The following is a 12,851-nucleotide window of genomic DNA, read 5'->3' on the forward strand; positions in this document are numbered from 1 at the left end:
GGAGAAGAATTGGAATGGCTCTTTACGTCAACAATATAAGAGTAGACACGGAAAAAATGGCGCCTGATATGACCTTGCTTCAATACCTTCGCCAACATCAGCAATTGACTGGAACGAAAGAGGGATGTGCATCAGGAGATTGCGGAGCTTGCACCGTTATGGCGATTGACAGCAATAAAGGCATGCAAGATGCAAAAGCAATTAACAGCTGTATTTCTCCGTTATCGAGTCTTGATAGGCACCACATCATTACTATTGAAGGATTAGCAGACGCCACATTCCATCCAGTACAAGAAAAAATGGTGGAATGTCACGGCTCTCAATGCGGATTTTGCACACCAGGTTTTGTTATGAGCATGGCCACTTTGCATACCTCGCGCACCGATTTAAGCACTGCCCCCACCAAGGAACAACGCGCAGCCGTACTAGATGCAATCTCGGGCAACTTATGCCGTTGTACGGGATATCGCCCTATCATTGAGGCTGGGTGTCAGTCCCTACAAAAACCTGCCCAAACAAACAAGTTTTTGCACAACAACGAACCAGATGCACCTTTATCGAGCGCAATATCGGTTCAGAAAACTGACCAATTTTACGTAAAACCAACCACCGAACTAGAGCTTCAGGGAATTTTAACAGAACACCCCGATGCTCAAATCATCGCAGGTGGCACTGATTTAATGTTAGAGGTGACACAAAAGTATAAGTCATTACCCAAGCTCATTGATGTGACGAGCATAGGGACATTAAATCAGGTACAGCACACTCCAACTAGTTTATTGATTGGGGCAGCCGCGTGTTACAGCCACATTGAAACTGAGCTGACTCATGTGTCCCCTTCATTTAAGGAGTTATTGCAACGCTTAGGATCTCGACAAATTAGAAACCGGGGCACCATCGGCGGCAATATCTGTAACGCCAGCCCCATTGCCGACACACCTCCCATCTTAATGGTACTGAATGCCATTTTGCATCTCACCAATCATCAAGGTCAGCAGCGTTCAGTCAATATCAATGACTTTTACCAAGGTTATAAAAAAACAGTATTGCAGGCCGGAGAATATCTCGCTCATATTGAAATTCCGCTTTCGGCACTTCATCAGCCGATTAAGCTTTATAAGGTCAGTAAACGCTATGAAGATGATATTTCGGCGGTAATGGGCGCGTTTACTCTCACGCAAGATGGGGCCATAAGAATGGCATTTGGAGGCATGGCCGCCACGCCGGTTCGCGCAGTCCAAACCGAAAGCATTCTAACGCTCGATGAGAATAATCAATTCAGCGCAGCCAGTCTCGACCAAGCACGCGCATGCTTAAGTAGAGAGTTTAGCCCCATCAGCGATGTGCGAGCCTCAGCTGAATATCGCTCTGAGATGGCATCAAACTTACTCGTCAAAGCCTGTCTTGAATTGACTTCTAACATCAGCATAGGAGCTTTTGAGCATGCGTAAATTGGTTCAACCAAACTCGTCAAATCAAGCCTCTGTGCAACAGGGTGTGGGGCAATCATTGCAGCATGAATCAGCGCGCAAGCATGTTACCGGAAGCGCAGAGTACATTGACGACATGCCAACCTCACCGCAATTGCTCCACGTAGCAACAGGACAATCTGCGCGCGCTCATGCGCGTATCGTCTCGCTCGATTTATCCGAAGTACAAACAGCTGCCGGCGTGGTCGATGTGATCACCCAACAGGACATTCCTGGCCAAATCGACGTAGGTCCCGTTTACGGTGGCGATCCGCTGTTGGCTGGCGACACCGTGGTCTATGCAGGCCAACCCATTTTTGCCGTCGCGGCTACCAGCATTGAAGCAGCTAAACGAGCCGTTTGTTTAGCAAAAGTGGAATATCAAGCTTTGCCTGCGGTGCTCACCATTGATGATGCGATTGCTGCCGATAGTTTTGTATTGCCACCTCATCAACATCTGCAGGGTGATCCCGAACAGGCAATTGATAGTGCGCCATTTCAAACCGAAGGCGAGATCTATGTGCGTGGCCAAGAACACTTCTATCTCGAAGGCCAAATCAGTCAGGCATCGGCAACCGAAGACGGAGGCATTCATGTCATCAGTTCAACGCAGCACCCCACAGAGATTCAAAAACTAGTCTCTGAGGTGTTAGGTCTTGGGCTGCACGAAGTTGTTGCTGAAGTCCGCCGTATGGGGGGAGGATTTGGTGGAAAAGAGAGCCAAGCAGCACCGCTGGCATGCATCGCTTCTTTGTTTGCTATTCGCCAAAGACGCCCGGTGCGTTACCGCATGCCTCGCCAAGACGACATGGTGCAAACCGGCAAACGCCACGACTTCAAAAATAACTGGCGTGCAGGGTTCGATAGCGACGGACGTTTACACGGGGTGTCTATGACGCTGGCAGGCAAATGCGGTTGCTCGCCCGATCTTTCTGAAGGAATTGTCGATCGCGCCATGTTTCATGCCAGCAATGCCTATTCGTTCAATGCCGCGCGCATTGTTGGGTTACGTTGCAAAACCAACACCGTCTCGAATACTGCCTTTAGGGGCTTTGGCGGACCAAAAGGCATGATGGCTGCCGAAACCCTAATGGATGATATAGCGCGCACGGTGAAAAAAGATCCGCTCGATGTTCGGCTCATCAACCTCTATCAACCGGGTCAAGACGAAACGCCTTATGGCCAAGTCGTGGAACAACATGTACTGCCTGAATTGATGCGCACACTAGAACAAAGCTCTGACTACCGTCAACGCAGAAACACCATCAATGCATTTAATAACGCCAACCGCTATGTGAAAAAGGGCTTGGCGATGACGCCTGTTCAATTTGGCATTTCTTTTACCGCCAAGCATCTAAATCAAGCCGGTGCACTACTGCATATCTACACCGATGGCACCATGCTGATCAGTCACGGCGGTACAGAAATGGGGCAAGGCTTGAATACCAAAATTCAACAAATTGTCGCCAGCGCATTCGACGTTCCGGTCGCCATGGTCAAGGTTAGCTCTACTCGAACCGATAAGGTTCCTAACACATCTCCCACTGCTGCTTCATCAGGCACCGACCTCAATGGCATGGCTGCATTAAACGCATGCAACAAAATAAAACGAGAACTCAGCAAGTTTGCTGCGACACACTTCAACATTGAAGAATATGAGCTGAAATATCACAACGGCCAAGTCACCGCTGGTGAGCAAGTCATGAACTTTAACGAGTTTGTTCAATTGGCCTACCTGAACCGAACATCGCTTTCAGCAAACGGCTTTTACAAAACACCGAAAATTCATTACGACAAAAACACCGGACAGGGCCAACCATTTTTTTACTTTGCAAATGGCGCAGCGGTGTCTGAAGTGACCATCGACACGCTCACCGGCGAATACAAAGTGAATCGAGTGGATGTGCTGCAAGACGTTGGAAAATCGCTCAATCCAGCCATCGACATGGGGCAAATTGAAGGCGGTTTTGTACAAGGAATGGGTTGGTTAACCACCGAAGAATTGCTCTGGGACAAACAAGGCAGCGTCATCTCTGATAGCCCTGCGAATTACAAAATTCCAACCGCGTTTGACACCCCCGAACAATTTAACGTGGCGCTCTATCGCCGCGAGAACACGGCTAACACCATTCACCAATCCAAAGCCGTGGGAGAACCGCCGCTGATGTTAGGCATATCGGTTTGGGCCGCACTCCGTGATGCCATCTCAAGCACCTCTAACTACCGATTAAGCCCCCAACTCGACACCCCAGCAACCCCAGAAAGAGTGTATTGGGCGCTGCAACAATGTGCTCAATACAATCAACAACATCAGGAGGCTTCATGAATTCATTGAATTGGAGTGATGCCATTTTACACTGCCAACATGCGGGGCAAGGTTATGTCATCGCAACCATTATTGACGCCCAAGGTTCCACGCCACGAGACGGCGGCAGCAAAATGGTCATCGACGACGCACATTGCTATGACACGCTAGGCGGCGGACAGCTGGAATTTCTGGTCACCCAACAAGCCAGAGAATTATTGGCCGCTAATCAAAGTTGTCAAATCATGCGTCCTATTCCACTGGCCGCAGAAGCTGCGCAATGCTGCGGTGGCAATGTACTGGTCATGCTTGAGTGCTTTGCCAAAGTGGACTGGCAAATCAATTTATTCGGCGCGGGGCATGTGGCACAAGCGCTAGTGAAAATACTAGCCGAGCTGCCTTGCCAAGTGAATGTCATCGATAGCCGCGCTGAGTACTTGCAGCATTTCAACGCCGCCAATTGTCGCGTGATACATCATGCCGACCCCACCCAAACTATTGCCGAATATGTTGATAACAGTTGGAACATCATTTTCACGCATGACCACCAACTAGATTACAAGCTATGCTCTGAATTACTCCGATACGACCGTTGGGCATTTGTTGGCCTTATTGGTTCTCGCACAAAAGCACAACGATTCCATCAACGACTCAAAGCTGATGGATTTGAGGAGCAGTACCTAACGTGCCCGATCGGTTTACCTGATGTTCGAGGCAAACGCCCTATGGAAGTTGCCGTATCCATCGCTGCTCAACTGCAAAGTTTGTATTACCAAGAACAACCTCGACACAAACGTAAATCCACATCATGGCGAACGATTAAAAAATTGATTGGCTCGAATCAGTTGGAGAGTTATTGATGACCTTGGATAGCTTTAATGCGCTCACTCACGCAGATGCCAAACATCAACTTCTTGGCTGTTGTCACTGCCAACAATGGGCAACGGCACTTGCCAACATGCGCCCTTTTGAGTCCCTTGAACAGCTGCTTCAGTTGGCTGACCAACTATGGTTACAAGCCAATGAAGCTCAAATTTTGGAGGCATTTTCCGGTCATGCTCGAATTGGAGATATTGAATTGTTACGTTCTAAATATGCTGGACGAGCAACCGGAGAGCAGGGTCAAGTGTTGGCCGCATCGGATGACGTGCTCAATGAATTACAACGCTTAAACGATCTGTATTTCGAGAAAAACCAATTCATTTTCATCGTTTGCGCCAGCGGCAAACCTGCCCATGTCATGCTCGAGCTACTTCAGCAGCGTATCCACAATTGTCGTGATACTGAACTGCAAAACGGCGCTGTTCAGCAAGGATATATAACGCGCCTACGCCTGCAACAACTGTTTATCAGCACCAACGCCCAAGCGAGGGTCCAACCATGATCAAATCTCCTATTACAACCCATGTTCTTGATACTGAGTCTGGACGCCCCGCACAACACATTTCAGTCACTTTATACGAGGCAAGCCACAATCAACTCATTGCCAATGGCATGACAGACGATGATGGACGCATCATGCAATGGCCAGAGCAGTTTTCAATTGCGCCCGGAGACTACCGCATTTGTTTTGAGCTTTCCGACTGGTTTTTAACGCAGCAACGCACTGGCTTTTATCCCAAGGTGAGCATCGACTTTTCAGTCACGGATCCCACACAGCACTATCATGTTCCACTGCTACTCAGTGCGCATGGTTACTCAACTTACCGTGGCAGCTAGGGAGCCCTTACTATGACTTCAAATTGCAAAGCTTTTCGCGCGCGTATCTTACATTTTACCGACATTCCTGATCCCAGTGCCGGCCAAGGCTTCGAGTACTATGACGATGGTGTACTTGTAATTGAGCAAGGGCTGGTAAAACAACTCGATAGTGCCAAAAATATGGCTGCAGGCGGGTTCGACCTTAGTCAGTGTGAGCATTTTCCGGATCATCTCCTCATGCCCGGGTTTATTGACAGCCATATCCACTCGCCTCAAACCGACGTGATCGTATCCTATGGCGAACAGCTGTTAGATTGGTTGAACAAATTCACATTCCCCAATGAATTAAAGTTTTCATGTCGTGAATTTGCCAGCCAAAAAGCCGAAGAATTTATCGATATTCTGCTTGAAAATGGCACCACCAGTGCCATGGTGTTCACCAGTGTATTTGCACAGTCCACCGATGCCTTTTTTGATGTGGCCAACAAACGCAATATGCGCATGATGGCCGGTAAAGTCATGATGGATCGAAACGCGCCCGAAGGCCTTTTAGACACCCCAAAGCAAAGTGAAACCGAGTGCCGAGCACTGATTGAAAAATGGCACAAAGTGGGCCGCATGCGCTACGCCCTCACGCCTCGTTTTGCACCCACCAGCAGCCCCGAGCAGTTAGCCGTTGCAGGCCAGCTATATCGAGATTATCCGGGGCTCTATTTACAAACGCACCTATCAGAAAACATTCAAGAAGTCGCTTGGATCAAAGAGCTATTCCCTTCGGCCAAAGACTATCTCGATGTGTATGACCACTATGGTCTGTTGGGAACCCGAAGTGTATTTGCCCACGGCATTCACTTGAACGACCGAGAAGTTCAACGTTTGGCCGATACCGGTTCAGGTATTGCATTTTGTCCCACGTCGAACCTTTTTATCGGGAGTGGTTTGCTCAATATGCAACGGCTCGAAGATGCTGGCATCCCCATTAGCATGGCCACCGACGTGGGCGGCGGTACCAGCTTTTCATTGCTACGTACGTTGGCTGAAGCCTACAAAATATTGCAAGTACAACAGCAAACCTTGCATCCTTTAAAGGGCTTATATATGGCAACGCTGGGCAACGCACGTTCATTGATGCTCGATGGTTACATTGGAAATTTTGAAACTCACAAAGAAGCCGATTTCGTGCTACTCAATCTAACGCCAAATCGCTTGCAGCGTGCCCGCCAAGCAGTGGCAAATTCGCTTGAAGACACCCTGTTCGCACTCATGATGTTAGGTGATGAAATGAATGTTGACCGAACATACATCATGGGCAAGCTGGCCTACCAACGCCATAACTCAGAGCAAGGAGAGTGATCATGGACGGCTTAGTTCTTGAGTGGTTAAACCTGGCATTTCGCTGGTTTCATGTCGTTGCAGGCATTGCTTGGATTGGCGCATCATTTTACTTTATTTGGCTTGATTTAAGCCTGCGCACGCCACCGCAGTGGAAATCCGACAAAGGTGTCAAAGGTGATTTATGGGCGATTCATGGCGGCGGAATTTACGAAGTTGCCAAGTATCAATTACGCCCAGAGAAAATGCCTGAAAACCTACATTGGTTTAAATGGGAAGCCTATTCCACTTGGCTCAGCGGTACCGGTTTGATGATTGTGTTGTACTACCTTCAAGCACAAAACTATTTAGTTGGTACTGACCGTTGGTTAGCCGAGCCGAGTATCGCAGTATTGGCCAGTGTTTCGTTTATTGTTGGCGGTCAATTGCTCTACGAAGGATTGCTACGAACACCGTTGGTACAGCGCGGACTCATATTTGCCGCATGTTTATTGGCCGTGTTGATGGCTGCAAGTTGGTTGGCTCACCAGTTATTTTCAGATCGCGCCGCATTTCTTCATGTCGGAGCCCTCATGGCCACATGGATGGCAGGCAACGTGTTCTTTGGCATTATTCCTGCGCAAAAGAAATTTGTAGCCGCGGTGTCTCATAACCAACCGCCCGATCCTCAACTCGCGTTGTTCGCTAAGTTACGCTCTACTCATAATAACTATCTGACTTTGCCTGTTATTTTTTGCATGATCAGCAACCACTACCCATTTCTATATGGCCATTCTCATGGCTGGTTAGCGGTTATTTTGATCGGCACTTTGCTCGCTTGGGGGCGTCATTTTTTCAACCTCAAACACCAAGGTCAAATCAAACCATTGATTTTAGTCAGTGCCGCCGTAGGCATGATAGGCGTGGCGGTTGGTCTGGCACACACCGACAAATCAAACATCATGCAAGCTTCGGCGGGTCATACCAGCGATGTTCAAATTCAACAATGGGTAACGACTCACTGCGCTAATTGCCATGCTCAAACGCCTACTCAGCCTGGGTTTAGCGCCCCACCAGCAGGGATTATCATTCAATCTCCACAGCAATTAGCAGCCCATGCAACGAAAGCCTTGCCTGCATTGCAGTCGGGCTATATGCCACTTGGTAACTTCCATCAATTCGACGCTCAGCAACGCCAACAAATGATGAACTGGCTCCTAAGCCAGCAGGATTCAACACAAGGAACTAAACCATGAGTGCTTATGTCATCGTCGATGTCGACGTTCACCAACCTGAGCTATACAAGGATTATTTAGCCCAAATAACACCCACAGTGATCGCCTGTGGAGGGCGCTATTTAGCGCGCGGAGCCGATGTAAGCGTGGTGTCGGGCGATTGGCAGCCGAAGCGAATTGTGATGATGGAATTTCCAGATCAAATGACTGCCGAACATTGGGTGACCGCCAAAGAGTACGCGCCGATTCATGCACTTAGAAATAAGTACGCAACCGCCAACATGGTCATTGTGAATGGCCATGTTGATGTAAAGCCAACGTCCAATTAGAGCATTATTGTGAGGTTTGTGATGAATCCAATCTCTGAAATGGGCCGCATAGGCTTATCCCACCCACGCAAGCTTGCTCACGCCATGAGTACTTGTTTGAGCGTGTTGATGATATTAGCAACCTCTTCCACCATTCAGGCTGCCGAGTCGTATCAGCTGATCAGCAACGGAGACTATGCAATCCCAACGCTTATTCATTGGCCAGATCAACCCACAAAAGCGCCGTTAGTGCTCATGCTTCATGGTACTGCTGGGCAAAAAAATGAAGTGGGTGGGCTTTATCAACGTTTGGCGAAAAAGTTAGCAACTAAGGGTATTGCCAGCGCGCGATTCGACTTTGCAGGCACAGGTCAAAGCCCTGTTGATTACCAACAATACACACTCACCAGTGCCGTCAGAGACGCCCAAACAGTGCTTAAATATCTCTTTGAGTTACCTGAGTTCGATTCTTCTGAGATAGCCGTAGTCGGGTTTAGTCAGGGTGGTTTGGTGGCGCAGCTACTGGTGACAGACTCGCTGTCTCCACGCATCAATCATTTGGTCACTTGGGCCACCATGGCCAGTAATGACCAGGGCGTGTTTTCTGACTTTTATGCGCAATATTTAACGGAGGCTCAACAACAAGGCTTTGCCAGTGTAAAATTTGATTGGCGTGATGCACCGTTGAGGTTTAGCCTGACATGGTTCAACGAGCTTGCTAACAACCAAAGTCTTGAGCGAATGAAGCGTTTCTCTGGCAATATACTTCTCATCGCTGGCAAAGAAGACCTGACGGTTCCTTATCAACAATCTGAGCGATTAAAACGTACCGCTGCGTTGGCCAACTCAACCTTGGTATTGATGGATGGCGCCAATCACCTGTTTCGCGTCATCGATTCCAGTGGACAATTAAGCCCCGACCAAACCATTCCAAATCAACTACTCAACACCACAGTCGATTGGCTCTCTTATCAATTGCTATCAGATGCTCCTTCCAAGGAGCGATAGCTTAAACGGTCAATCTCCTCAGCATATTCAGGATATTGCGCAACGAGTGAAGTCGTTTCGGCCAATGTCATATCGTCAAAATCAAATCCGGGCGACACCGCTTCGCTGATTAACCCATAACCGTGTTCGGCAGTTAATAATTCAGATGATTTCCAAACACCTGCCGGCACGGTGAGCTGCATTTGCTGTCCCGCAACAACATCATGGCCTAAAATGAACTGCTCTCGGCGGCCATCAGGCCACAACAGCACATACCGGATAGGATCACCGGAATGGTAAAAATGAAGAATATCCGAGCGGTTTTTATGGAAATGACCAATGGGCGAGTCGTCTGTCATCATGTAAAAAATAGAAGTCAGTAAAAATCGCTCACCATGGTCAGTGTCGACGGTTGGACGCTGGTCTGATTGATATGTGCGTCGAAAGTAGCCCCCTTCCACATGAGCCTCTAGCTTTAGGGCTTCGATAATTTGTGCTGCATTCGTGCTTTGCGTCATATTATATTCCTCACTATGCCCAATTCCGTTAGCTGCCAGCATTGCTGTTAATATCATCCATTGTTGTTGCCTCATTTTGCCTCCGGAGAATGATGCTCATGCCAATGACGCGCAATATCTTCTCGGCGACACACCCAAACATGTTGATGCGCCAAAACATGTTGAATAAAGCGCTCCAGCGCTTGAATCCTTCCTGGGCGTCCTATAATTCTGCAATGCAATCCAATGCTAAGCATTTTGGGCGCATATTCTCCTTCGGCATAAAGCGCATCAAATGAATCTCTCAGGTAGGTATAAAACTGGTCGCCACAATTGAACCCCTGAGGCGACGCAAAACGCATGTCATTGGTATCGAGCGTATAGGGAATCACCAAATGAGATTGCCCCTGATCGTTTGACCAATACGGCAAGTCATCTGCGTAGGAATCGGAGTCATACAGAAAGCCTCCTTGCTCAATGACCAACTGCCGCGTGTTGGGGCTATCTCGCCCGGTGTACCAGCCCAAAGGGCGAGCTCCTGTCACTCGTGTATGAATGTCGATCGCTTTTTCGATGTGCTCTCGTTCTTGCTCAACACTCATAAATTGATGGTCAATCCACCGATAGCCATGACTGGCGATTTCCCAGTTGGACTTAAGCATGGCCTCTACGGCTTGCGGGTTTCGCTCCAACGCCATTGCTACTCCATAAACGGTCACGGGTATGCGGTAACGGTTGAGTAACCGATGGATTCGCCAAAAGCCTGAGCGAGAACCATATTCATACAAAGACTCCATACTCATGTGCCGAGCCGGATAAGATTTCGCCCCTATAATTTCAGATAAGAAAGTCTCGGATCCCGGATCTCCATGCAGTACACAGTTTTCTGCTCCTTCTTCGTAATTCAATACAAATTGAACGGCGATGTTAGCACCGCCGGGCCAATTAACTTGAGGTGGTCTATCGCCATACCCAACTAAATCTCTTGGGTAGTGATCGTCGTTAGAAAACACGTGACTCATGAAAAACTCCATTCATTTTTCAATTCAAAGAAACGAACAACGAATGAACCCATCAATAATTGTGCCATTGGACAGACTTACAAATTACCCGCATAAACTCGAAAAAAACGCATCAAATAAGGGCGTAAAACAGACTTATCGCACCAAAAACAACCATTTCTGAACCAAGTGGTCAGCTAATTCATTCAGGTGAAGCCCAACATTCGCGGCTTGCAATGTGACTGGTATCACAATTGCATTCCACCTTGTAAATGAAATGGTTTCTCCCTCGTGGTTTGCCAATTTCATCACCGATAGCGCGATGCAAAGGAGCTTCTATGTCGGCGTATACACGCAAATTGAGTCTAACGACGACCGTGTTCTTACTTAGCCTGTGGCACAACACCAGTGTTGCCCAACCACCTCAACATTGGTTTGAGAAATTTAAGAACAGCGCTTCAGATACCGAGCTATATACTTTCTTGTATGCCATGCCAAAGGGAGGCGATTTACATCACCATATGACAGGCTCAGCATTGTCGGAATGGTGGTACGAACTGGCACTTAAACAACAAGAACATGGTTATCGGTATTACACCAAAGTAACCATTTCGAACTGCAGTGAATACGGCAGCAATGCCTTTGGATATCGCCCTTACCTGCTTCATTTCAACAACCTTCTCGAATCCTCATATCAACAGCTATCAGACTGTGAAAAATCAGAATATAAACGGTTAGAAGATTTATCGGAGCATGAACTCACCGCTTGGCTTAACAGCATTCGATTGGATGAAGATCACGAAGGACGAGACGAGTTTTTTCAAACTCACTGGCAACGTTTAGATGAGCTGATGAATAGCCCTTATTTAGTGGCTGAAATACTCGTCAAAAACATGCAAGCCTTTGGGGCCGAAGGTTTGATTTATATGGAACCGATGATGGGTGCATCAGGCTACACCACTCCAGATGGAGTGCCTATAAAACCCGATGACGTTGCCAACATTTATCGTCAACGACTGCAACAAAGTGACGCTCAAAAAACAGGGGTGACAGTCCGCCTACAAGAGTCAATTTTGCGTTTCGCAGCCAATGCAGAACAACAACTACGCAATTACTTTGATTTTGTCAGTCGCAATAACGATCTCTATCTCGCCGTCAATATGGTAGGCCGAGAAGATAATGACAAAGGACACCCTTTACGCTTCAAACAAACATTAAGAGAGCTCCGCCGCAGCTACAACAACGTCAAGCTTTCAATTCATGCCGGGGAAGTAGACGAGCCGAACTTCCATGTGCGCGACACAATATTGCTCGGCGCCGACCGAATTGGGCATGGTGTCAACCTCATTAGTGACGATGATCTATTGCGTCAAATGCGCTACGGCCCTTACCTAGTTGAAATTAATCTTATTTCTAATTTACTGCTCGAATACGTTGATCAATACAACCAGCATCCGTTTCCTGAGTATTTGCGCCTCGGAGTGCCTGTGGCGCTGTCCACCGACGATCGAGGGATGTGGGATTCCAACATCACTGACGAGTTCTTTGTGGCCGTGAAAGAATTCAATTTGAGCTGGGATGAATTGATGCAACTCAATCACAACTCGCTGCAATACAGTTTTATTGATGCTTCCAATAAAAAGGCGTTGATCGCGACATATGAACAGCGCACGGCTCAGTTTGAAGCATCGTTTGTTAAACACGGATTCGAGTCGTTAAAACACGTGTCGCCTGTCAGTTATGGCTTTATTTGCGATCAATATCAGCTCTGCGACTTTTCACAAAATACTAACAACAGACCCCAGCAATGATTCAAAACAGTGCAGCAAGCGCGAACAAAAACGATTAACAACAAAATAAATAATCATACGAACAAGTTTAAACTAAAAACATAACTTTGTTTTACAACAACTTTTTTTAAATAAATAAAATTACTAACCATTTGGACATGTTTTTGGCACAGCGATTGCTGACCACCTAACTGGCAAAACTAATTAACACATATATAGAAAATTTTGCATTCATGGAGAGCACTCA

General features: G+C 47.5%; 12 protein-coding genes. 10 read left to right on the top strand and 2 right to left on the bottom strand.

The window, feature by feature from the left end:
- Positions 1–14 precede the first annotated feature (14 nt).
- Genes xdhA through NAF29_RS11145 form a run of 9 tightly spaced genes read left to right on the top strand, consistent with a single transcriptional unit; the run spans position 15 to position 9,337 of the window.
- Positions 15–1,451 (top strand): xanthine dehydrogenase small subunit, encoded by a 1,437-nt coding sequence (gene xdhA / locus NAF29_RS11105; RefSeq protein ID WP_251261634.1) that lies wholly within the window; start codon positions 15–17, stop codon positions 1,449–1,451.
- On the top strand, positions 1,444–3,795 hold the full coding sequence (gene xdhB / locus NAF29_RS11110; RefSeq protein WP_251261635.1) for a xanthine dehydrogenase molybdopterin binding subunit: 2,352 nt from the start codon (positions 1,444–1,446) through the stop codon (positions 3,793–3,795). The genes xdhA and xdhB overlap by 8 nt, the downstream gene beginning before the upstream one ends.
- A complete protein-coding gene (gene xdhC, locus NAF29_RS11115) occupies positions 3,792–4,634 on the top strand; it encodes a xanthine dehydrogenase accessory protein XdhC (RefSeq protein ID WP_251261636.1) in 843 nt (280 codons plus the stop codon). Before xdhB ends, xdhC begins: the two co-directional genes overlap by 4 nt.
- On the top strand, positions 4,634–5,158 hold the full coding sequence (locus NAF29_RS11120) for a 2-oxo-4-hydroxy-4-carboxy-5-ureidoimidazoline decarboxylase (protein WP_251261637.1): 525 nt from the start codon (positions 4,634–4,636) through the stop codon (positions 5,156–5,158). The genes xdhC and NAF29_RS11120 overlap by 1 nt, the downstream gene beginning before the upstream one ends.
- Positions 5,155–5,493: a hydroxyisourate hydrolase gene (gene uraH, locus NAF29_RS11125; RefSeq protein WP_251261638.1), complete on the top strand. Its 339-nt coding sequence runs from the start codon at positions 5,155–5,157 to the stop codon at positions 5,491–5,493. Before NAF29_RS11120 ends, uraH begins: the two co-directional genes overlap by 4 nt.
- A gap of 12 nt (positions 5,494–5,505) precedes the next feature.
- Positions 5,506–6,828: a guanine deaminase gene (guaD, locus tag NAF29_RS11130; protein ID WP_251261639.1), complete on the top strand. Its 1,323-nt coding sequence runs from the start codon at positions 5,506–5,508 to the stop codon at positions 6,826–6,828.
- A 2-nt stretch (positions 6,829–6,830) separates the two neighbouring features.
- Positions 6,831–8,042 (top strand): urate hydroxylase PuuD, encoded by a 1,212-nt coding sequence (locus NAF29_RS11135; protein WP_251261640.1) that lies wholly within the window; start codon positions 6,831–6,833, stop codon positions 8,040–8,042.
- Positions 8,039–8,350, top strand: a complete 312-nt coding sequence (locus tag NAF29_RS11140) for a DUF1330 domain-containing protein (protein ID WP_251261641.1) — start codon at positions 8,039–8,041, stop codon at positions 8,348–8,350. Before NAF29_RS11135 ends, NAF29_RS11140 begins: the two co-directional genes overlap by 4 nt.
- 21 nt (positions 8,351–8,371) lie before the next feature.
- Positions 8,372–9,337, top strand: a complete 966-nt coding sequence (locus NAF29_RS11145) for an alpha/beta hydrolase family protein (RefSeq protein ID WP_251261642.1) — start codon at positions 8,372–8,374, stop codon at positions 9,335–9,337.
- Here the strand turns inward: NAF29_RS11145 and NAF29_RS11150 are convergent.
- Positions 9,301–9,834 carry a cupin domain-containing protein gene (locus tag NAF29_RS11150; RefSeq protein WP_251261643.1) on the bottom strand — a complete coding sequence of 178 codons (534 nt, stop codon included), beginning with the start codon at positions 9,832–9,834 and terminating at the stop codon, positions 9,301–9,303. The two genes, NAF29_RS11145 and NAF29_RS11150, sit on opposite strands and share 37 nt — an antisense overlap.
- 71 nt (positions 9,835–9,905) lie before the next feature.
- Positions 9,906–10,835: an allantoinase PuuE gene (gene puuE, locus NAF29_RS11155; RefSeq protein ID WP_251261644.1), complete on the bottom strand. Its 930-nt coding sequence runs from the start codon at positions 10,833–10,835 to the stop codon at positions 9,906–9,908.
- A 317-nt stretch (positions 10,836–11,152) separates the two neighbouring features.
- Between puuE and NAF29_RS11160 the strand changes: the two genes are divergently transcribed.
- Positions 11,153–12,625, top strand: a complete 1,473-nt coding sequence (locus tag NAF29_RS11160) for an adenosine deaminase family protein (protein ID WP_251261645.1) — start codon at positions 11,153–11,155, stop codon at positions 12,623–12,625.
- Positions 12,626–12,851 lie beyond the last annotated feature (226 nt).

Origin of the sequence: Echinimonas agarilytica (genome assembly GCF_023703465.1) — a bacterium.
In the GTDB taxonomy this organism is placed as follows: domain Bacteria; phylum Pseudomonadota; class Gammaproteobacteria; order Enterobacterales; family Neiellaceae; genus Echinimonas; species Echinimonas agarilytica.

Bases quoted from the DNA above. Each gene is read 5' to 3' on its own strand.
- xdhA (WP_251261634.1), top strand. From the start codon at position 15: ATGGCTCTTTACGTCAACAATATAAGAGTAGACACGGAAAAAATGGCG.
- xdhB (WP_251261635.1), top strand. From the start codon at position 1,444: ATGCGTAAATTGGTTCAACCAAACTCGTCAAATCAAGCCTCTGTGCAA.
- xdhC (WP_251261636.1), top strand. From the start codon at position 3,792: ATGAATTCATTGAATTGGAGTGATGCCATTTTACACTGCCAACATGCG.
- NAF29_RS11120 (WP_251261637.1), top strand. From the start codon at position 4,634: ATGACCTTGGATAGCTTTAATGCGCTCACTCACGCAGATGCCAAACAT.
- uraH (WP_251261638.1), top strand. From the start codon at position 5,155: ATGATCAAATCTCCTATTACAACCCATGTTCTTGATACTGAGTCTGGA.
- guaD (WP_251261639.1), top strand. From the start codon at position 5,506: ATGACTTCAAATTGCAAAGCTTTTCGCGCGCGTATCTTACATTTTACC.
- NAF29_RS11135 (WP_251261640.1), top strand. From the start codon at position 6,831: ATGGACGGCTTAGTTCTTGAGTGGTTAAACCTGGCATTTCGCTGGTTT.
- NAF29_RS11140 (WP_251261641.1), top strand. From the start codon at position 8,039: ATGAGTGCTTATGTCATCGTCGATGTCGACGTTCACCAACCTGAGCTA.
- NAF29_RS11145 (WP_251261642.1), top strand. From the start codon at position 8,372: ATGAATCCAATCTCTGAAATGGGCCGCATAGGCTTATCCCACCCACGC.
- NAF29_RS11150 (WP_251261643.1), bottom strand. From the start codon at position 9,834: ATGACGCAAAGCACGAATGCAGCACAAATTATCGAAGCCCTAAAGCTA.
- puuE (WP_251261644.1), bottom strand. From the start codon at position 10,835: ATGAGTCACGTGTTTTCTAACGACGATCACTACCCAAGAGATTTAGTT.
- NAF29_RS11160 (WP_251261645.1), top strand. From the start codon at position 11,153: ATGTCGGCGTATACACGCAAATTGAGTCTAACGACGACCGTGTTCTTA.